This is a genomic window from Streptomyces sp. NBC_00203 (assembly GCF_045206325.1).
GTDB lineage: Bacteria > Actinomycetota > Actinomycetes > Streptomycetales > Streptomycetaceae > Streptomyces > Streptomyces lutosisoli.
Genome location: NZ_CP108126.1, coordinates 8,340,793 through 8,361,171 on the forward strand (window position 1 = coordinate 8,340,793; position 20,379 = coordinate 8,361,171).

A 20,379-nucleotide genomic window follows, 5' to 3' on the forward strand; every position below is an offset into this window, starting at 1 on the left:
ATGGGGACGTCCGCAGGAATACCGCGAGGTGATGTGATGCTCTGATGTGAACGATTCGCGGCGCGGTGAGGAGCTGGTGGTCGGATGGCGGTGGACGCGGTGGACCCGGTTTCCCGGACGGAGGACCCGGAGGTCGCCACCCCGTACGGAGCGGTGCGCGGCCGGTACGAGAACGGGATCGCCGTCTTCCGCGGCATTCCGTACGCGGCACCGCCGTTCGGCCCCCGCCGCTTCCGGCCACCGGAGCCGCCCGAGCCCTGGGACGGGGTGCGTGACGCGGGCGCGTTCGGGCCTACGCCGCCCAAGCCGCCGTACTCGGAGGCGTTCGCACGGCTCCTCGCCGACCCCGTCGTGCCCGGCGACGACTGCCTCAACCTCAACGTGTGGACGCCGGAGCCGGGCCCCGGCGCCCGGCTCCCCGTCATGGTGTGGATCCACGGCGGGGCCCTGACCCGCGGCTCCTCGGCCGTGCCCGTGTACGACGGGCGTGCCTTCGCGCGCGACGGCGTCGTCCTCGTCTCCTTCAACTACCGCCTGGGAGTGGAGGGTTACGGCCTCTTCCCGGACGCGCCCGCCAACCCGGGGCTGCGCGATCAGCTCGCGGCGCTGGAGTGGGTGCACGAGTCCATCGCCCAGTTCGGCGGAGACCCCGGCCGTGTGACCGTCTTCGGCGAGTCGGCCGGAGCCATCAGCATCGGCGCGCTGCTGGCAAGCCCGCGCGCCCGGGGCCTGTTCCACCGGGCCGTCCTGCAGAGCGGGCCGCCCGAGGCGAGCGACCGCGACAAGGTGCGCCGGATGGTGCGCAGGATGGCCACCCGGCTGAAGGTCCCCGCGACGGCGGAGGCGTTCGCCGCCGTGGACCGCGAGCTGCTCCTGCGCACCCAGGCCGACGTGGGGAAACTCAGCAGCCCGGTGCTCGGCGGGCCCGCCTTCGGCATCGTCGTCGACGGCGACGTCGTCCCACGCGATCCGCTGGAGGCCCTGGTCGAGGGTGCCGCGCCGGACATCGACCTGATGCTGGGCTGGACGAGCGAGGAGTACCGGCTGTGGCTGGTCCCGGGAGGCCTGCTGGAGCGGGTCGACCGGCTCGGACCCGTGGCCCTGGCCGGCGCGATGGCCCGCTGCCACTGCGGTCACGAGGTGCCCCGCGGCTACCGCGCCATCCACCCGGACGCGGGCACCGCGGACCTCGTCGGCCAGATGGTCACCGACCATCTCCTGCGGGTGCCGCTGCACCGCCTCGCGGACGCGCGCCGCGGGCAGACCCCAGCGTACGTCTACGAGTTCGCGTGGCCCTCGAACGTGCCGGACCTCGGTGCCTGCCACGCCCTGGAGCTGGGCTTCGTCTTCGACACCGCCGACGTACCGGAGTCGGCGAAGCTCGCGGGTCCGGGCGCTCCGCGGGAGCTCGCCGACGCCATGCACACGGCGTGGGTACGGTTCGCGGTCGACGGCGACCCCGGGTGGGCCGCCTGGGACGCCTCGCACCCGGTCCGTATCTTCGGCAGCGGCGAGCCCCACACCGTCCACGGACCGCGTGACCGCGAACTCGCCCTGTGGGACGCCGAGTCGGCGAAGCCCGTCAGTTCTCCGGAATCCACACCCGCATCGCGCCATCCCGCCGGTTGGCCCACGCGTAATACGGCACCGCTGTCAGCCGTACGGCGCTTCCGTCGCTCCGGCGGTGCCCCTCGGCCGTGACGACGGTGGGCGGCGGCCCGCAGATTCGCCGGGTTCCCGGCCTCCTCCAGCTTCAACGGGCCCTGCGGGATGCTGACTTCGGCATTCGTGCGACGCCGGGCCGCCCAGAATCCGTCAGTGATCCGCGCGGCCGTTGCCGGACGCAGGGCGGTGTGCGAGCCGCCGGTGAGGCGGATGGGGCCGGAATTCAAGCGCGTCAACCCTTCAGTCCTGCCGAGGCCATGCCTTCGACGAAGTACCGCTGTGCCACCAGGAACAGCGCGATCATGGGCAGCGTTGCCAGGACCGTGCCCGCCATGACGTAGTTCCACTGCACCGCGATGTCCGGCTTGCTGAAGACCGCCAGGCCCAGCTGGATCGGGCGCATCCGGTCCGTGCGGGTGACCAGCAGCGGCCACAGGAAGTCGTTCCACGCGGACTGGAACTGGAACACCGCGATCGTGATGACCGCCGGCTTGATCAGCGGAGTCATCACGCGCGCCCAGATGCCGATCTCGCCCAGGCCGTCGATCCGGGCCGCGTCCGCGAGCTCGCCCGGCAGATCGACGTAGAACTGGCGCGCCAGGAAGACGTACAGCGGCGCCAGCGCACCCGGCACGATGAGTGCCCACCAGGAGTCGAGCCAGCCCGTGCCGCCCTGCCCCAGCCAGTCGTTGCCGCCGAAGAACGGGATCGAGCGGACGATCAGGAACTTCGGGATCACGATCACATACGCCGGGACCATGATCATGGCGATGGTGAAGCCGAGGACGAGGCCGCGCCCGCGGATCGGGGTACGGGCCAGCGCGTATCCGGCGGAGGTCGCGAGGACCACCGTGATCAGGGTCTGGCCGACGGCCATGATCAGGCTGTTGAGGAAGTATCTGCCGAACGGCGCCGCGTTCATGGCGTCCGCGAAGTTGCCCCACTGGACATGGTGGACATGGTGCGGGAACCAGGTCGACTCGCCCAGCTCCGCGAACGGCTTGAGCGCCGTGAGCAGCATCCACACGAAGGGCGTCAGCATCACGACCGCGCCGAGGGAGAGGGCGGCGTAGAGGGCGATCCGTCCCGGCCGCACCGCGGGCGGCCTGCGGGTCGTGGCGGGGTCAGTCACGGCGGGCTCCCTGGTTGAGACGCATGACCAGGGCGGTGACCAGGCCGATCAGGGCCAGGAAGACGACCGTCTCGGCGCACGCGTAGCCGAACTTCAGCCGGTAGAAGGCGTTCTTGTAGATGTCGTACGTCAGGACGAGGGTGCTGTTGATGGGGCCGCCGGCCGTCATCACATACACCTGCTCGAAGACCTGGAAGGAGAAGATCACGGAGGTGATGAGGACGAAGAGGTTGCCGGAGGAGATCGACGGCCAGATGACATTGCGGAACACCTGCCACCGGTTCGCCCCGTCGAGCTGCGCGGCCTCCTTCAGCTCCGGCGGCACGGTCTGGAGCGCGGCGAGATAGATCACCATCTTCGAGCCGAGGCCCTGCCAGACGCCGAGCATCATCACGGACGGCAGCGCCCAGTCGGGGGAGCCGAGCCAGTTGATCCGGCCGACCCCGAAGAGCGCGAGGAACTGGTTGAACACGCCGAGATCCGGGTCCAGGACCCACAGCCACACCACCGCGACGGCGACCGTCGCCGTCATGTGCGGCAGGTAGTAGACCGTGCGGAAGAAGCCGCGGGCCGCGATGCGCTCGTTCAGCGCCAGGGCGATCAGCAGGGCCAGGCCCATGCCGACCGGGACCACGACCACCGTGTAGACGATCGTGTTCCACAGCGCCGTGTGGAAGCGGTCGTCGTGCCAGAGGGTGCGGTAGTTGTCCAGGCCCGCCCAGCTCGGGGACTGGAGGAAGTCGTAGCGGAAGAAGCTGAAGCCGACGATCATCAGCATCGGAGCGGCCACGAAGACCAGCATGTGCAGCAGACCGGGGGCGAGCAGCACCCAGCCCGCGCGGCGCCGGGACCTGTGCAGGTCCGCCCCGGTGCCGGCGCGGGCACGACGGCCGCCGTCGGGACGGAGGGGCAGGAGTTCGGCCGCGGGGGTGACCGAGGTGGTCGAGGCGGTCACATCGCACCTGCCTTCACGGCGAGGGAACGCAGCGCGTCCCGCACGGAACGGCGACGCAGCAGCGCCTCGTCGAGCGTCGGGGCGAACGAGTCCTGGAGATCGAGCCAGTTGGGCGCGCCGCCCGCGTACGCGGCGTCGGCCGTCGACTTCGCGGCGAAGACACTGGCCGGATTGGAGGTCTCGACCGCGGAACCGGCCGCGGCCTTCGCCGCCGGGATCGCCAGGTTCAGCTTGGCGAGGTCCTGCTCGGCCTCGGGGGAGGTGAGGACCTTCAGCAACTGGTAGGCGGCGCCCGGGAGATGGGTGCGGGAGGAGAGCGAGACGATCTGGCCGCCCAGGAACATCGAGGGCTCCGCGTCGGTGATGTGGAAGAATCCGAGGTCGTCGCAGACCTTCCGGCCCACACCCGTCTTGGCGCCGCAGTCGACGTACGCCCCCATGAAGCCCATCGCGGCGCGCCCCGACAGGACCATCGGGCTGCCGTCGGCCTGCCCGGTGCCGTAGTCCTGGGAGCCGTCGGTGTTCATCAGGCCGTCCATCGCCCGGAGCGCACGAACACCCTTGGCGTCGTCGAAGGCAGCCTTGCCGTCCTTGTCGTAGACGCTGCCGCCGGACGCCTTGAGGAAGGTCAGATAGTCCTGGGTGTACTGGTGGGTGGTCGGGTTCACCCAGAAGTCGAACCCGGAGCGGACCAGTCGGCCGTTCTTGCGGACCGTCAACTTCTTCGCGTACGACCGGAGTTCGGCGAAGGAGGTCGGAGGCTTGTCGGGGTCGAGTCCCGCCTGCTCGAACATGCTCTTGCGGTACGCGATGACCTTCGCGCCGCCGATGTTCATCACGCCGTACACCTTGCCGTCGTACACGGCGGGCCGCACGAAGCCCGGACGCACCTGCTCGGCCAGTGTCTTGGGGGTGAGCCCGAAGGACGACAGATCGGCGAAGGCACCCTTGTCGGCGAACGGGGGGATCCAGCCGACGCCGGTGACCATCACGTCCGGCATGTCCCCGGAGGCTATGGACGTCGCGACCTTCTCGTTGAGGTGCGCCCAGGAGGCCAGGTCCGTCTCGACCCTCACCTTCGGATACGTCTGGTGGAAGGTGTCGATGACCTTGTTCAGGGCCGCCTTGCCCTCCGGGGACGTCGGATAGCCCGGTGTCATGAAGTGCAGGGTGCCCGTGACCTCGGACGGGTCGGCGTCGGTGGTGAAGCGGCCCGGCGGTGCGGTGCGGTCGGCGCACCCGGTCAGGCCGCCCAGCAGCCCGAAGAGGGCCGCCAGCGCCGCGGCTCCCCGCCGCGTTCGCGCTGCGCTGCGCATAGCGGTGTCTCCCGTGTCTCCCGCGTCTCCTCGGGATAGAAACCGGTTGTTGTCCGGGTGAGCATAGGAAGGGCGGCCGTGCGCGACAAGGGTTCGGACGCGAATTCCAACAACCGGTTTCTAGGCAGTGCTTAGTGGTGTGGCGGGGCCGAGTTGCCGGCGAACAGACGGTGCAGGGCCAGCGCGGGGAGACTCATTCCCCAGAGCGGGGCGAGTGTCGGCAGGCGCCACAGCACCGCCGCCCAGGTCACGCACAACAGGACGGCCGCGGCGCAGCGCCCCGGGTGGGTCGTGGCCCGCAGCAGACACGCACGAAGCCATGCGCGCGGGGAATCCTCGGGGTGCCGGGCGGCCACGTCGAACACGGTGACGTGTACGAGGGCGGTGACGACGGCGACAGGCACAAGGGCGGCGGTCGCGAGGAGCAGTACGGGGCCGGGGGCGCCCAGCCAGAACGAGCCCGCCACCCACAGCCCGAGGACGCTCGCCAGTCCGCCGGCGGCCAGCGGCAGCGAGCCCCTGAGCCGTGCGCGGAACGCCCGGAAGAACGCTGCGGCGACCCGGGTCCCGCCCTCCTCACGCCACTCCCGCAGGGCCGTGTGCAGGGCGATTCCGGCGGCGTACGAGGTGATGACCGGGAGCGAGGCGAGCAGCCAGCAGAGGTTCAACACCGCGAGATACGCGGGGAATTCGAGCCACTGGAGAACGCGGGTGGTGGGGCGGGGGTGGGTGTGCGGGGGCTGCTCGGCCGAGGGGGTGCGCGACCGTGTGGGGGTGGGGGAGGGCGACCGCCCGGGTGGGAGGGACGGCGAGGGCGAGGGCGACGGTCTGGGCGATGGCGATGGCGATGGCGATGGCGATGGCGAGGGCGAGGGCGAGGGTGTGGGCGCGGGCGTGTCGGTAGGGCCTGCCGTCCGTCCGTGCCCCGCGTTCACCGTGCCCCACCGCCCGGAGCCGCCACCGAGTCCCGGACGACCACGTGCGTGCCCAGCAGAAGGTGTTCGTTCGGGGCGTCCGGGGTGCGGCCGAGGGCGGTGCGGACGGCGAGGCGGCCGAGTTCCTCGTAGGGGACGTGGACGGTGGTGAGCGGGGGGTGCAGGTCCCGGGCGAAGGGGATGTCGTCGTAGCCGGCGAGGGAGACGTCGGCCGGGACGCGCAGGCCCGCTTCGTGGAGGGCGGTCAGCGCGCCGGAGGCGACCATGTCGGTGGAGGCCATGACGGCCGTGAACTCCAGCCCCTGCGTGAGGGCTTGGCGCATCAGGCGGTGGCCGGAGTCGCGGGTGAAGTCGCCGTACAGCCGCAGCGCCGGGTCCGGGTCGAGGCCGCGGGCCCGGTGGGCGGCGAGATAGCCGCTTTCGCGGCCCTGGGCCGTGGTGTTGTCCGCGAGGCCCCCCAGGAACAGCACCCGCCGGTGGCCCTGGGCCAGGACGTGCGCGCACAGGGCGTAGGCGCCGCCCTCGTTGTCGTACTCGATGACGGTGACCGGTGTCCCGGGCGCGAGCGGCGGGCGTCCGCACAGGACGAGCCGCGATCCCGCCGACGCCAGTGAGTCGGCGATGCGGGCCATCCGCTCGCGGTACTCGGCGGTGTCGGTGGCGCCGCCGACCAGGATCACCGCGGCGGCCCGCTGGGCGCGCATCATCTCGATGAACTCCAGCTGGTGTTCGGCGTCGCCGTCCGTGCTGCACACCAGGCACAGATGCCCGAGCCGGGTCGCCTCGCGCTCCACCCCGTGCGCCATGTGCGCGAACGACGGGCCGGTGATGTCGTCGAGCACGAACGCGAGCGTCGGTGTACCGGCTCCCGCGATCGCCTTGGCGCGGGCGTCGGCGACATAGTCCAGATCGCGCACCGCCCGCATCACCCGCGTGCGCGTCGTCGTGCTCACCGGGTACTCGCCGCCGAGCACCCGCGACACCGTCGACGCCGACACCCCCGCGTGCGCCGCCACGTCCCGGATCGTGTGCCGGCCCCCGGCGTCGGTGGTGCTCTTCCTCGTCATCCCCTGGCCCCTTTCCTCCGCCCCGGGCGACGATGTCTCCGGCGCCGGGGCCTCTCGGGAAGTGCGGCAACATGAACGGCAACCGGTTCCCGAGCCGGAGGCTAGCAGGGGGAGCGGCGCAGGACGAGGGGCGGGGAAGGGGCGGGCAATTCGAAAGTTTCACTCCTGTGCCGCGGCCCGCTCTGGGCGCTTTGGGGCGCCCGGCATCAGGCGGCGAGGCAGAAACCGGTTGCTGAAGATGAGTGCACCTCATCGCAGCTGATTGCGGCGGATCGCGGGTGGTCATCGCAGGTCGTCACGGGCGGCAGGCCGGGCTCAGCCTCCTCCGGGCCAGCCGTCCCCACCGCCCCCACCTGCCGACCTTGCATGAAAATGCGAGATGTTGCATAGTCTTGCCATGTCCAAGGTCCTCACCTCCCTCCCCACCGGCGAGCGCGTCGGCATTGCCTTCTCCGGCGGGCTCGACACGTCGGTCGCTGTCGCCTGGATGCGCGACAAGGGTGCCGTCCCGTGCACGTACACCGCCGACATCGGCCAGTACGACGAGCCCGACATCGCCTCCGTGCCCGACCGCGCCTTCGCGTACGGCGCCGAGATCGCCCGGCTCGTCGACTGCCGTGCCGCGCTGGTCGAGGAAGGGCTGGCGGCGCTCGCGTGCGGCGCGTTCCACATCAAGTCGGGCGGGCGTCCGTACTTCAACACCACGCCGCTGGGGCGGGCCGTGACCGGCACGCTGCTGGTGCGGGCCATGCTCGAGGACGGGGTCCAGATCTGGGGCGACGGCTCCACGTTCAAGGGCAACGACATCGAGCGGTTCTACCGGTATGGGCTGCTCGCCAACCCGCACCTGCGGATCTACAAGCCCTGGCTGGACGCGGACTTCGTCACGGAGCTCGGCGGCCGCAAAGAGATGTCGGAGTGGCTGCTCGCGCACGCGCTGCCGTACCGGGACTCGACCGAGAAGGCGTACTCCACGGACGCCAACATCTGGGGCGCCACGCACGAGGCCAAGACCCTGGAGCACCTCGACACCGGCATCGAGACGGTCGACCCGATCATGGGCGTGCGGTTCTGGGACCCGTCGGTGGAGATCGGCACGGAGGACGTGACGGTCGGCTTCGACCAGGGCCGCCCGGTCACCATCAACGGCAAGGAGTTCGCCTCCCCGGTCGACCTCGTCATGGAGGCCAACGCGATCGGCGGCCGGCACGGTCTGGGCATGTCCGACCAGATCGAGAACCGGATCATCGAGGCCAAGAGCCGCGGCATCTACGAGGCGCCCGGCATGGCGCTGCTGCACATCGTCTACGAGCGCCTGGTCAACGCGATCCACAACGAGGACACCGTGGCCGCGTACCACAACGAGGGCCGTCGGCTCGGCCGACTGCTCTACGAGGGCCGCTGGCTCGACCCGCAGGCCCTGATGGTGCGCGAGTCGCTCCAGCGCTGGGTCGGCGCGGCGATCACCGGCGAGGTGACCCTGCGGCTGCGGCGCGGCGAGGACTACTCGGTCCTCGACACCCGCGGCCCGACGCTCAGCTACCACCCGGACAAGCTCTCCATGGAGCGCACCGAGGACTCGGCGTTCGGCCCGGTCGACCGCATCGGCCAGCTCACCATGCGGAACCTGGACATCGCCGACTCCCGTGCGCGCCTTGAGCAGTACGTGGGCCTCGGCCTGGTCGGCACCGCCCACCCGACGCCGATCGGCGCCGCACAGGCTGCCGCGACCGGTCTGATCGGCGCCATGGACCAGGGCGGCGCCGAGGCGATCGCCTCACGCGGCGAGGCCACGGCCGAGGAGACCGCCGAAGAGGCGATGCTGGACCGCGCCGCGATGGAATCCGGCACGGACTAAGACGGGCTCGGGACTGGCCCCGGCGGACTCTGTTCCGCCGGGTGCCGTCAGAGCGCCCCGTCAGGGGCGCGGGGAACTGCGCGAGCAACCCCCACGCACCCGCGCTTTGGGGGCGCGGGGAACTGCGCGCCCAGCTCCCACGCACCCGCAGACAACGAACCACCCGGTTCTTCCAGGGGCGCGGGGAACTGCGCAATCTTTTAGGGGGGTCTGGGGGCGCAGCCCCCAGGGATGGGACGGGTAGGGGCGGCGGGGGCGAAACCCGTTACGCCGCCCGCAACGCCTCGCTGATCCCCGAGATCGCCCCCGGCCCCACCCGGCAGCACCCACCCACAAGCCGCGCCCCCGCCCGCTCCCACCCGGCAACCTGCTCGGCGGTGAACGAGGACCGCCCGGTCCACGCACGAGCCTCCGCGTCCCACGCCTCCCCACTGTTGGGATAGACGACCACCGGCTTGCCGGTCACGCGCGCCGCGATCGCGATCGCGGCGTCCACATCCTCCGGAGCACAGCAGTTCACACCGACCGCGATGACCTCGTCCGCGTCGGCGGCCAGAGCGAAGGCATCCTCCAGCGGCTGCCCGGCCCGCGTACGGTCTCCGGCGACGCTGTACGACAGCCACGCCGGCACACCGAGCCCCCGCACACCCCGCAGCAGCGCCCGCGCCTCGTCGGCGTCCGGCACGGTCTCCAGGGCCAGAACGTCGGGCGCGGCGGCGGCCAGTACCTCCAGGCGCGGGCGGTGGAACCGCTCCAGCTCGGCCACGCTCAGCCCGTACCGCCCCCGGTACTCCGACCCGTCCGCGAGCATCGCCCCGTACGGCCCGACCGACGCGGCCACCCACAGCTGCCGCGAGACGCCCTTCGTGTGCGCGCGCCGGGCGGCCTCGCGGGCTAGCTCGACGCTGAGGCCGAGAAGTTCGGCCGCCCTCTCGTGGGGGATGCCGCGCTTGGCGAAGCCCTCGAAGGTCGCCTGGTAGCTCGACGTGATCGCCACGTCCGCGCCCGCCTCGAAGTAGGCGAGATGCGCCTCGACGATCGCCTCGGGCCGCTCCGCGAGCAGCCGCGCCGACCACAGCTCGTCACTCAGGTCGTGACCGGCCGATTCGAGCTGGTTGGACATGCCGCCGTCGAGGACGACCGGGCCGGCGGAGAGAGCGTCGGCGAGGCTGCGGGAGGTGTCGCTGGTCATGTCACGACGCTAGTCGATACGGGAGGCCGCGCCTCTTCGAGTCCACCAGATGAACAAAATGCCCGCGATGTGGGACATGGGAGTACCTGGCCCCCACAAGGCGGCCTATCTGGAGCGCTACGCCGAACCCGACAAGGGGTGGGAGGACCGCGCCGAAGCCCGCTGGCCCGCTCCCTACTGGTACATAGACACGGGGATGGCCGCACTCCTCATGCCGCTGAGCGCGATCGACGAAGGACTCGACGCCTGCTTCTTCGGCATCATGCCCGAGCACCTGCTTCCCTTCCGAGCCGAGTTCGGGGTGCCCGAGGCGTACGACCCGATCGGCGGGATCACGATCGGCTACCGCGCCGATGACCTTCCCCCGGAGGGTCCGCAGGTCGCGGAACGCCGACGCGGAGCGGACGAGGTCATCCACCGCGGCCACTGGGGCCGACACGGCTGACCGGGAGACGTCACCACGTATGTCACCTTGGGGCGAGGTCACGTAGAAGCCAGGTCACGTCAGGCGAGGTCACCGTGAGGCCGCGTGCCGTCGTCCGCCGCGCCGGCGGCCGCGCTTGCGTCGGGCCGAGGGGACGACCAGCGCGCCCAGCAGCATCGGGATGAGCAGGAGGGGCCACCAGGTGCGCGTGTCGTCGGTCTTGTCGAGGGCGGTGTGCTTTACGGAAGGCGCGGCGGAGGCCGACGGGCTTGCCGGGCGATGCTTCGACGCGGCGGCCTTGAGGACCACGTCGTTGCCGTCGCCCCCGTGGTAGCTGATGCGGTACGTCGTGTCGGCGAGCTTGAGGGTGGCGCCCTCGGCGAGGTGGGTGAAGGTGCCGGTGGTCTTCTCGTGGCCCGTGTGGTCGAGGAGGGTGATCTCGGGAGCGGGGTCGGTCGCCGCAGCCGAGAGGTCCAGATCGCCGGCGAGGCGGACGGCTCCGGTCACCTTCAAGGGCTTGTCGCGGAGGACCAGTTCGCCCTGGGCGCGCTGGGTGTAGTCGCCGGTCACGGTCAGGGCGCCCGCCACCACTCCCTCGTTCGTCAGCGAGCCTCGCACCGTGCCCTTGCCGGTGAGCGACGTCGTCACCCGCAGGCCGCTCGCGCGGGCGTCCAGTCGCGCGCCCGTGGACGTGAGCCGGATCGCCTTGCTGTGGGCGAGCGAGGCGCCCCCGGTCAGGGCGAGCGTGCCCTTCGTGACCGTCGTCGTTCCCGTGTACGTCACCCCGCCACCCGTGAGCGTCGTCGTCGCGGCGCCCGCCTGCGTGAACCCGCCGCTGCCGCCAAGTCGGGAGAAGGACAGGGGAGTTGAGGTGTTGTGGACGACCAGCATGCCGTCGTTCACCACGCGGCGCCGCGCCGTGCCCGTCATCAGTAAACCGTCGCCGCCCCGTTCGCCCGAGCCCAGGCGCAGCACGGCTCCCTTCTCGATGGTGGTCGACCCGTCGTAGTACTGCTTCGCCGCGAACGTGACGTCATTGCCCCGCGTCCCCTTGATCACGATGTCCCCGGCGCCGGGCGCGGCCAGCGTGTCGTGATACCTGCCGCCGCCGATGGGGGCGCCCAGCGTGACCGGGCCGTCGTAGGCGAACGTCAGCAGTGAGCGCCGCCCGCTCGCCTCGTGCAGGTTGATGTAGACGGTGTCCTTGGTGCCCGGCATGAAGATCTTGTGGGTCGTGCCGTCGCCCCACTGGACGTTCGCACCCTCGATGTTGGTGCCGCGCTTGTTCAACTGGTGGGCGATCGCACGCCAGTTGATGCCCGGGTCACTCAGGGACGGATGTGTGTCGTCGCCCCGGTCGCTGTAGCTGTACTGGCCGGTGAGCACCACCTTGCTGCCGGGCCGCGTATGGACGTTGACGTCACTGCCGTACGCGCGCTGGTAGAAGTTCTGGCGAAGAGTGATCGTCTGGTACAGCGGGGTGTCGATGATCCAGGAGCCCTGATTGAGGATCGCGCGGGCGTCAGGGAGGGCCACGGGGTACTCGGGGCGGCCCACCGCCATGCCCGTGCCGTTGTCGATCACCCCGGAGAAGGGGTGGGTTCCGGCCAGGTCCAGCGTGCCCCACATGTTGCGGGGCTGGGTGACCAGGCCCGAGCCGCTGATCGTGCCGATGTTGAAGGTGCGGGTCAGGGAGAGGCGGAGGGTGCCGTCGACCCGGACGTTGAGCTGGTTCAGCTGGTAGCCGGGCGTGCTGTAGGGGAAGTGGCCGATGAGGCCCGTCCCGCCGCCGGTGCCGTACTGCAGGGTCGTACCGCGGGCGACCGTGATAGCGGGCGGGTCGGGGTTGCTGACGGTGGTGTACGGGTGGTTGCCGCCCTGGGTGGTCACCTTCTGCCGCCGCCGGGCCGCCGGGAGCGTGAAGTCGCTGTCCTTGGTCAGGATCAGGGTCCCGCCGCCGCGCACGGTGAGCGTCCCCTCGCCATGGAACACCCCGTCGTACGTCGTCGTCCCGGCCGGCACGGTCACCACCGTGTCGCCGGTGAGCGTCACGTCCCGGCCCGCGAGCACATCGGCCGTGACATCCCGGCTCGTGGCGGCCGTCGCGGTGGGGGCGGTGAGCATGAGAGCGACCGCCGCGAGGAACCCGGCGGCGGCCGCTGACTTCTGGGGGATATGGCTGCGCACATCATCGGAGACGGTCCCGGCGGCCGCCGATAACAGAAACTTCGCGACCGTTTCTCTCCCCCCGCTGCCGTGTGCGCCGGGTGCCGTCCCGGCGAAGGTTCCCGGCACCGGGGTCGGCGTCAGGGGCTGGCCGTCACACGTCGAACGCCGTGTCCCGTGCCACCTTCTCCCACACGGCGATCTCCGCACGCTGCGCGTCGAGCTGGCCGGTCACGGCATCGACCCCGTCGTCACCGAGCGGCAGCCGCAGCGGGGTGTGCTCGGCGGCGAGAGCGGTCAGTACCGCCGCGACGCCCCTCGCCGGGTCGCCGGGCTGGGCGCCGTCACCGGCGGCGACGGCCTGGCGGGTCGGGCCGACCGTGGCCGCGTAGTCGGCGATCTCCTCACTCACGCCGGCCGCTCCCATCAGGTTCGTCCGGAAGGCGCCCGGCTCCACGATCAGCACCTTGATGCCGAGCGGGCCGACCTCGGCGGCCAGCGCGTCCGAGAAGCCTTCGAGCGCGAACTTCGTGCCGCAGTACGCGGAGAACCCCGGGTAGGTCATCTGCCCGCCCATGCTGCTCATCTGGACGATCGCCCCCGAGCGCCGCTCCCGCATGTGCGGAAGGACGGCGCGCACCAGTGCCGCGGGTCCGAAGAAGTGCAGGTCGAACAGGGACCGCAGCTCGCTGTCCGTGGTCTCCTCGGCGGCGCCGACATGGGTGCGGCCCGCGTTGTTGACCAGGACGTCGAGCCGCCCGTGCCGCTTCACCACATCGGCCACGACGGAGTCGATGCCCGCCGGGTCCGTGACATCGAGGGCGAGCGCCTCGACCTGGTCGGGGTGGGCCGCCACCAGGTCGGCCAGTGCCTCGGGCCTGCGGGCCGTGGCGACCACGACGTCTCCCTCCGTGACGGCCGCCTCGACGAAGGCCCGTCCGAAACCGCTGTTCGCGCCGGTGACCAGCCACACCTTGCTCATGTCCGACTCCCTCGTACATTCCCTCGTGCGTTCTTGCCTTCGATGTGTCGAGCTTCGCCCCGCACCCGCTCGCCCGTCCAAGACCCTTCGTGATAACCAATGGCTATGGCCATGGACGTTCACGGACGGGACCTGCGCTACTTCGTCGCGGTCGCAGAAGACCTGCACTTCACGCGTGCCGCCGAGCGCCTCTTCGTCTCCCAGCCCGCGCTGAGCAAGCAGATCCGCATGCTGGAACGGCAGCTGGGCGCCGAGCTGTTCGAGCGGGACCGGCAGGGCGTGCGGCTGACCGCGGTGGGTTCGGCCCTGCTGCCGTACGCGCGCCGGGTGCTCGCCGACTGGGACGCGGCGTCCGACGCCGTCGAGCGCGCCAAGGCCGAGCAGCAGGCCACCCTCGTCGTCGGCATGAGCACGAGCCCGGGGCGCGGCGGTCTGCTGCCGGCCATCAGGTCACGGTTCAGCGAGGCGTGCCCGGCGGCCAGGGTCGAGCTGCGGCAGGTGAGCTGGACGGATTCCAGCGCGGGGCTCGCGGACGGTTCGGTGGACGCGGCGTTCGTGTGGCTGCCGGTGCCGGACGAGGAGCGCTACGAGTGGGTGGTGGTGGCCGAGGAGCCCCGCCATGTCGCGTTGCCGGAGACGCATCCCCTCGCGCCCCGGCCGGAGATCGACTTCGCGGAGCTTCTCGACGAACCCTTCATCGCCATCCCCAAGTCCGCCGGTGTGCTGCGCGACTACTGGCTCGCGCTCGACGCCCGCGCCGGGAGTCCGGCACGGATCGGCGCGGAGGCCGCGAGCGCCGACGAGACGTACGAGGCCCTCGTGGACGGCCGCGGCGTCTGTCTGCTCGCCGCGGGCAACGCGCCCCTGCTCACCCGGGGCGGCGTCGTCACCCGCCCCGTGCGCGGCATCTCACCGAGCCGGCTCGCCCTCGCCTGGCGTGCGGGCGACCGCCGTCCGTTGGTGGGGGCGTACGCGGAGGCAGCCCGCCTGGCCTCGGGCGACCGCCCCGGCTGAAGCGTCCGCCGCACAAGTGGCGGGCGCTGTACGGGAAGCGCTTGCTCGCAGAGAAGTGTTCAGTTCTGTCCGACCCGTTGACCTTCCCGTAACACACCCTTACCTTTTCGGCGTTCGGTAATGGCAGATGTCGTTTCAAAATGTTGGACCTCTTTCGTTTCCTGCCACGCCCCCCTCCTCCGAGAGGCATGAGATGAGACGTGTGTATGCAATCCTCCTCGCCCTGTGCTGCGCGCTCGCCGCGGCGCTGGTGACCGCGGGGCCCGCCCAGGCCGCAGCCCAGACCATCACCAACGGCACCCAGTTCACGGACACTTCGGGCAACGCCGTGCACGCGCACGGCGGCGGGGTCATCAAGGTCGGCAGCTACTACTACTGGTTCGGTGAGGACCGCAACGCCGACAACACCTTCAAGTACGTCGACGCCTACCGCTCCACCGACCTGAAGAGCTGGGAGTTCCGGGGCCACGTGCTGACCCAGTCCAGCGCCTCGGAGCTGGGCACCGCCTACATCGAGCGGCCCAAGGTCATGTACAACGCGTCCACCGGCAAGTTCGTCATGTGGATGCACAAGGAGAACGGCGTCGACTACAGCGAGGCGCGCGCCGCCGTCGCCGTCTCGGACACGGTCGACGGCAACTACACCTACCAGGGCAGCTTCCAGCCGCTCGGCCAGTACATGTCCCGGGACATCACGACGTTCGTCGACACGGACGGCACCGGCTACATGATCTCGGCCGCCCGCGAGAACTACGACCTCCAGATCTACAAACTCACCGCCGACTACACCGGCATCGACAGTCTCGTCGCCGACCCCTGGCACGGCGGACACCGTGAGGCACCGGCCCTCTTCAAGCGCAACGGCGTCTACTTCATGCTGACTTCGGCCGCCACGGGCTGGAACCCCAACCAGCAGCAGTACGCGACCGCCACCTCCCTCGCCGGGCCGTGGACCGCGATGACGAACGTCGGCGACTCGACCGCGTACGGCTCGCAGACCGCGTACGTCCTTCCCGTGCAAGGGACTTCGGGCACCTCGTACCTCTACATGGGCGACCGCTGGGGCAACTCCTTCGGAGGCACGGTCAACGACTCGCGTTACGTATGGCTGCCGTTGACCTTCCCGACGACGACCACGATGTCGATGTCCTGGTCCCCCGAGGTCACCGTCGACACGACCGCCGGCACGGTCAGCGGCAACACCGCCACCTACGAGACCCTGACGGCCCGTCACTCCGCCAAGTGCGCCGACATCCCCAGCCAGTCGTTGTGGCAGGGCATCGCGCTCACCCAGTACACCTGCAACAGCGGCAACAACCAGAAGTTCTGGTTCAAGGACATGGGCAGCGGCTACTACGAGCTGATGGGCCGGGGAAGCTCCCTGTGCCTGACGGAGAACGCCACCAACGTCACCCAGGAGAACTGCGCCGGCGCCACCACCCAGCAGTGGTCGGTCACCACCTCGGGCAGTTACGTCCTCATCAAGTCCCGCGCGAGCGGTGAGTGCCTGGACGTGAACGGCGCGTCCACCGCCAACTCCGCCGCGATCATCACGTACACCTGCAACGGAGGCACCAACCAGCAGTGGACACGCAGCAGTTGACCGACAGTCAGCGAACTGGATTCCAGCCGTCCGTGCCCGCCAGATACTTCTGGGCCGTGTAGTTCGCGGCCTGGGAGTCGGTGAGCTGCGGGCGGTTGGAGTTCACCGTCGCGCCCGCGCCGGTGTTCTGGTACTCGAAGAACCGGGCGTTCTTCCATGAGTAGCCGCTCATGTCCGTCCAGGGTCCGGCGACCTTGACGGCGGCCGGCAGCGAGGTCTGCCGGATCACCAGCTGGCCGACCGCGTCCGACGTCGGATGCCAAGGGCGGCCCAGGTAGTAGGTGTTGGCCGCCGCCGAGCTGGAGACCGAGCTGCCGGTGACGAGGATGCCGTACGTCTTCGCCGAGCTGGTGTTGGGTGCCGACAGGAAGCCGTTGAGGCCGCCCGCCGCCGCGCCCGAGTCGCGCAGCTGGATGTTCACCCGGTCGTAGACGGCGGTCGCGTTGCCGAAGACGAAGTCGACGTCGCCGGAGATGAAGGACGAGTAGAAGTACTGCCGGTACTGGCCGGTCGACGACGGCGACCAGTTCAGCACCGTGTCCTGGCGGCTGATGAACCGGTCGTTGGTGAATGTCTGCCGGTCGCCCTGCGCGGTGACCGCGACGGCCTGCGTGTCCGTGATCTCCGGATGCGCCGCCTTGTCGAAGGTGTTCCGGACGGTGATCCCGGTGACGGTGAGGTTGCTCGCGGAGAAGGTCGCCACCGAACTGCCCAGCGTCCCGTACTTGTTGCCGCTCGCGTCGGTGTACCCGGCGGCCCGGTCGTAGGTGATGACGACGTCCTCGGCGTTGCCGGTGGCGCCCTTGATGGTCAGCCCGGTCTTGCTCACGGGCACGTTGACGATCTCCGTGTACGTCCCTTTCGCGACGGAGACCGTGTCGCCGGCGGCGGCCGCGTTCACGGCCGCCTGCACGGTCGTGTACTGGCCCGAACCGTCCTTGGCGACGGTGATGACGGTGGCGGCCTGCGCCTGGGTCACCAGCGGTACCGCGGCCAGCCCGAGGGCGGCCGCGGTACCGGTCGCCACGGCGGCGGCTCGGCGCCGGGCGGGGGAGAGGCGGTGCGTGGTCGGCTCATTCATGCCTACTGGTCGCCGCCCCCCGCCCGGACGTTGCCGGGCAGCGGATAATTTTGACCACAGCCCTAGGCGAGCAGGTCGATCGCGTCGATCGAGGTGCCCGCGCTCAGGAACGCCGTCGTCCCCGAACCGCTCACCACGTCGATCTTCAGCACGTTGTACTGGCTGGTGTCCGTGAGCCACGCGCTGGCCGGAACGCTGTAGGTGAACGTGTTGTTGTTGCCGCGATACGAACCCACCGTCAGTGATCGCGTGCTCGGCTGGGTGGGTGGCGAGGGGATCGACGACACCCAGCTGTTGACGGTGACCTGCGGCCGGCCGTTGGCGTACGCCGTCGTCACCCCGATCCGCAGCGTGTGCGCGGCGGCGGCCTGCGCCGCGGTCAGCCTGAAGTAGACCAGCAGACCGCTGTTGACGTCCTTCCAGATGTACGCGGGGAAGGCCGACGTCTCGCTGCCGCTGCCGATCACCACGTTGCCGGTCCACGCCGACGCCCGGACGTCCGACGGATGCGCGTACGTCATCAGGTCCGCGTTCTTGAACCCGCTCGGCGTGCCGTCCCAGTTGCCGATCCGCCAGATCGCGCCGGCGTTGCTCGGGTCGTTCGAGGAGGGGATCGCGATCGTGTTGAGGGTGGTCGTGCCGCCCGCCGTGACCGTCACCGAGGTGGTGTAGACGGCGAGTTCGCCCTTGAAGACGGTCAGCGTGTACGTGCCCGGCAGGACGCCCGTGATCGAGTAGTAGCCGTCGGACGCCCGTGCCGAACCCCAGTACTGGGCATCGGAGTTGGCGAGCCCGACCGTGTACGCGTAGGCCGTGTCGCGCCCGGAGATCCCGACCCCCGCGACCCGGCCGCGACCGCTCGCGGCGACGTACCCGGAGATGCCGAGCGAGTCCGCCCACGAGGTGCTGAGGGTGCCCGGGTACAGCGAGGAGGAGGGCGCCCCGCCGTCCGTGAGGGCGATGACGTACGGGCCCTGGAGCCCGAAGCGCTGGGCCTCGGTCTGGTTCTCGCCGTAGTACAGGATCTCGTACAGCCCGCCGCCGTCCGCGCTCTGGTGGCGCAGCAGGGAGCGGTAGAACGGGCCGCCCGAGGCCTTCTCGTGGTTGCTGCGCACGACCCACAGACCGACGCTTCCGGTGGTCCAGCCGACGTAGTCGTAGTCGATGACGCGGAGCTTCGAGTAGTGCTTGGAGCGGGTCTGGCCGTCGGACTTCTGGAAGACGTCCGAGGCCTCGATGGTGGTGGGCGCGTAGGTGTAGGAATCGGGCTCGTCGTTGAGGAACAGGCCCGCCTTGACGCGCACGATGTAGCGGGTGGCGCTGACCGAGGTGTCGGCCTTGTTGGTCCACAGATAGACGTTGTTCTCGCCGCTGCGGGCCGCGTAGTAGTGCTTGAGCGTGCCGTACGCGACGGAGACGAGGATCGTCGAACCGGACTGTGCGATCGTCACGGTGGAGGTGCCGAGACCCGACTCGACGTGCGAGTTCTTGCCGCCGTAGCCCTGGTACTCGGTGCCCTTGTAGACCAGCGACGTCAGATCGCCGTTGGTCTTGCTGACCTTGAAGACCAGGTTCGCGCCGGTGTCGATGACGTAGTTCGAACCGTCGTCCGTGTAGCCGAAGCTCGCCGCGCTCGCCGTCGTGGCGAGGGGACCGGCCAGGGCGGCCGAACCGGCCGCGGCGGCGCTGCCGAGAACGAAGGTGCGGCGGCGGACCGGTCTGGGGGCGGATCCGGACATGGGGGTGCCTCCTTCGGGAGGTGTGGGGGTGCGGGTGTCTCGCAGCGTGACAGTTGAATCGATTTCGCGAAAGGCCTTACGCGCGCCTGGAGTTGGCAATCATGTGAAATCGACCCCAGGACTAGAAAGCGCTTGCCCGGAGCGGTACGGTCCAGCCGCCAGGTCCTGTCGCCCTGTTGGAGGAGCCGCACATGAGACGTTTCAATACCGCCGTGCTGGTGGCGGGCGTCGCCGCCACCGCGCTGTCGGTCACCCCGGCGCAGGCCGGGTCGGACGAGGGGCGGCGCGCCCTGGGCCTGGAGAACTGCACGGCGACCGCCTGCCACTTTGACGTCGAGCCCGGGACGTACGACGTGAAGGTGCTGCTCGGCGGGGACACCGCGGCCAGTACCGCCATCAGCGGCGAGACCCGCCGCTCCCTGCTTCCCGAGACCGCCACCGAGGCCGGCCGGCGGGTGGCCCGCAGCTTCACCGTGAACGTCCGCACCCCCGAGGGCGAGCCGACCGGGCCCGAGGGCACCCCGGGCCTGGACCTCGTCCTCGGCGGCTCGGCGCCCGCGCTGGCCGACATCCGGGTGACCCCGGCACGGCCGCACACCCGCCAGATCTTCCTGGTCGGCGACTCGACGGTGTGCGACCAGCCCGGCGACCCGTACTCGGGCTGGGGCCAGCAGCTGCCGCAGTACCTGCGCAAGGGCCTCTCGGTCGCCAACTACGCGGACTCCGGGGAGAGTACGGTCACCTACCTCGCCACCCCGGCGCTCTTCCCGACCGTCCAGCCGCTCATCCGCAGACACGACCTGGTGCTCATCCAGCTCGCGCACAACGACAAGACGACCGACGAGGCGACGTATCGCGCGAACCTCGAAACCCTCGTCGCGGGCGTCCGCGCCCAGGGCGGCGAGCCGGTCCTCGTCACCCCGATCGTGCGCCGCTGGTTCAACGCGGACGGCACCCTGAACAACAACACCGCGCTGCTGGTGAACGGCCTCGGCGTCGACCACCCGGCCGTCATCCGCTCGGTCGCCGCCGCCGAGAACGTCCCGTTCATCGACCTGACGGCCAAGACCAAGGCCCTCGTCGAATCCCTGGGCGTCGAGGGCTCCAAGGCGATCTACCTCTACAACGAGAAACGGGACAACACGCACACCTCGGTGCACGGCGCGACGGTGTACGCGGGTCTGGTCCGTGACGAACTCCTCGCCCAGCATCTGGTGCCGGAGGGCCAGGTGAGGGTGGGATGAACTCCT

At 70.4% G+C, this 20,379-nt stretch carries 16 protein-coding genes and 1 pseudogene; 6 read left to right on the forward strand and 11 right to left on the reverse strand.

The features are described 5' to 3' along the window. Window positions 1-84: 84 nt before the first annotated feature. Window positions 85-1,404, forward strand: a pseudogene (locus OG975_RS37095) (carboxylesterase/lipase family protein); the annotation flags it as partial. Window positions 1,405-1,582: 178 nt separating this feature from the next. Here the strand turns inward: OG975_RS37095 and OG975_RS37100 are convergent. The 6 genes from OG975_RS37100 to OG975_RS37125 all read right to left on the reverse strand — a co-directional run bounded on the left by OG975_RS37100 (window position 1,583) and on the right by OG975_RS37125 (window position 7,070). Next, the gene (locus OG975_RS37100) at window positions 1,583-1,648 is read right to left on the reverse strand and encodes a hypothetical protein (RefSeq protein WP_406336636.1); all 66 of its coding nucleotides are present in this window, start codon (window positions 1,646-1,648) and stop codon (window positions 1,583-1,585) included. A 249-nt stretch (window positions 1,649-1,897) separates the two neighbouring features. Continuing rightward, on the reverse strand, window positions 1,898-2,797 hold the full coding sequence (locus OG975_RS37105; protein ID WP_406333813.1) for a carbohydrate ABC transporter permease: 900 nt from the start codon (window positions 2,795-2,797) through the stop codon (window positions 1,898-1,900). After that, window positions 2,790-3,752 (reverse strand): carbohydrate ABC transporter permease, encoded by a 963-nt coding sequence (locus OG975_RS37110; RefSeq protein WP_406333814.1) that lies wholly within the window; start codon window positions 3,750-3,752, stop codon window positions 2,790-2,792. The genes OG975_RS37105 and OG975_RS37110 overlap by 8 nt, the downstream gene beginning before the upstream one ends. Beyond that, window positions 3,749-5,068 carry an ABC transporter substrate-binding protein gene (locus tag OG975_RS37115; RefSeq protein ID WP_406333816.1) on the reverse strand — a complete coding sequence of 440 codons (1,320 nt, stop codon included), beginning with the start codon at window positions 5,066-5,068 and terminating at the stop codon, window positions 3,749-3,751. Before OG975_RS37115 ends, OG975_RS37110 begins: the two co-directional genes overlap by 4 nt. Window positions 5,069-5,199: 131 nt before the next feature. Then, entirely contained in the window at window positions 5,200-5,736 is a 537-nt protein-coding gene (locus OG975_RS37120) for a DUF624 domain-containing protein (RefSeq protein ID WP_406333817.1), read from the reverse strand. A gap of 263 nt (window positions 5,737-5,999) precedes the next feature. Further along, window positions 6,000-7,070: a LacI family DNA-binding transcriptional regulator gene (locus OG975_RS37125; RefSeq protein WP_406333818.1), complete on the reverse strand. Its 1,071-nt coding sequence runs from the start codon at window positions 7,068-7,070 to the stop codon at window positions 6,000-6,002. 397 nt (window positions 7,071-7,467) lie between these two features. On the opposite strand from OG975_RS37125, the gene argG reads away from it, so the two are divergent. Then, a complete protein-coding gene (gene argG / locus OG975_RS37130) occupies window positions 7,468-8,928 on the forward strand; it encodes an argininosuccinate synthase (protein WP_369263345.1) in 1,461 nt (486 codons plus the stop codon). 265 nt (window positions 8,929-9,193) lie between these two features. Here the strand turns inward: argG and mmuM are convergent, their stop codons facing one another. Further along, window positions 9,194-10,120, reverse strand: coding sequence for a homocysteine S-methyltransferase (mmuM, locus tag OG975_RS37135; protein WP_406333821.1), 927 nt, complete (start codon window positions 10,118-10,120; stop codon window positions 9,194-9,196). A gap of 49 nt (window positions 10,121-10,169) precedes the next feature. On the opposite strand from mmuM, the gene OG975_RS37140 reads away from it, so the two are divergent. Further along, window positions 10,170-10,565 (forward strand): nitroreductase family protein, encoded by a 396-nt coding sequence (locus OG975_RS37140; RefSeq protein WP_406333822.1) that lies wholly within the window; start codon window positions 10,170-10,172, stop codon window positions 10,563-10,565. A gap of 69 nt (window positions 10,566-10,634) precedes the next feature. Here the strand turns inward: OG975_RS37140 and OG975_RS37145 are convergent, their stop codons facing one another. Together OG975_RS37145 and OG975_RS37150 are read right to left on the reverse strand one after the other, a co-directional pair. Beyond that, window positions 10,635-12,731 (reverse strand): autotransporter, encoded by a 2,097-nt coding sequence (locus OG975_RS37145; RefSeq protein WP_406333823.1) that lies wholly within the window; start codon window positions 12,729-12,731, stop codon window positions 10,635-10,637. Between the two features lie 133 nt (window positions 12,732-12,864). After that, window positions 12,865-13,692, reverse strand: coding sequence for an oxidoreductase (locus tag OG975_RS37150; protein ID WP_406333825.1), 828 nt, complete (start codon window positions 13,690-13,692; stop codon window positions 12,865-12,867). Between the two features lie 105 nt (window positions 13,693-13,797). Here OG975_RS37150 and OG975_RS37155 point away from each other — a divergent pair, with 105 nt between their 5' ends. Next, window positions 13,798-14,706: a LysR family transcriptional regulator gene (locus OG975_RS37155; protein WP_406333826.1), complete on the forward strand. Its 909-nt coding sequence runs from the start codon at window positions 13,798-13,800 to the stop codon at window positions 14,704-14,706. A gap of 193 nt (window positions 14,707-14,899) precedes the next feature. Beyond that, window positions 14,900-16,309, forward strand: coding sequence for an RICIN domain-containing protein (locus tag OG975_RS37160; RefSeq protein ID WP_406333828.1), 1,410 nt, complete (start codon window positions 14,900-14,902; stop codon window positions 16,307-16,309). A 7-nt stretch (window positions 16,310-16,316) separates the two neighbouring features. On the opposite strand, the gene OG975_RS37165 is transcribed toward OG975_RS37160, so the two are convergent. Both OG975_RS37165 and OG975_RS37170 read right to left on the reverse strand, forming a co-directional pair. Further along, window positions 16,317-17,390 carry a pectinesterase family protein gene (locus OG975_RS37165; RefSeq protein WP_406333830.1) on the reverse strand — a complete coding sequence of 358 codons (1,074 nt, stop codon included), beginning with the start codon at window positions 17,388-17,390 and terminating at the stop codon, window positions 16,317-16,319. Window positions 17,391-17,452: 62 nt separating this feature from the next. Next, window positions 17,453-19,129, reverse strand: coding sequence for a rhamnogalacturonan lyase B N-terminal domain-containing protein (locus tag OG975_RS37170; protein ID WP_406333831.1), 1,677 nt, complete (start codon window positions 19,127-19,129; stop codon window positions 17,453-17,455). 191 nt (window positions 19,130-19,320) lie between these two features. Between OG975_RS37170 and OG975_RS37175 the strand changes: the two genes are divergently transcribed. Then, window positions 19,321-20,373, forward strand: coding sequence for a rhamnogalacturonan acetylesterase (locus OG975_RS37175; protein WP_406333833.1), 1,053 nt, complete (start codon window positions 19,321-19,323; stop codon window positions 20,371-20,373). Window positions 20,374-20,379 lie beyond the last annotated feature (6 nt).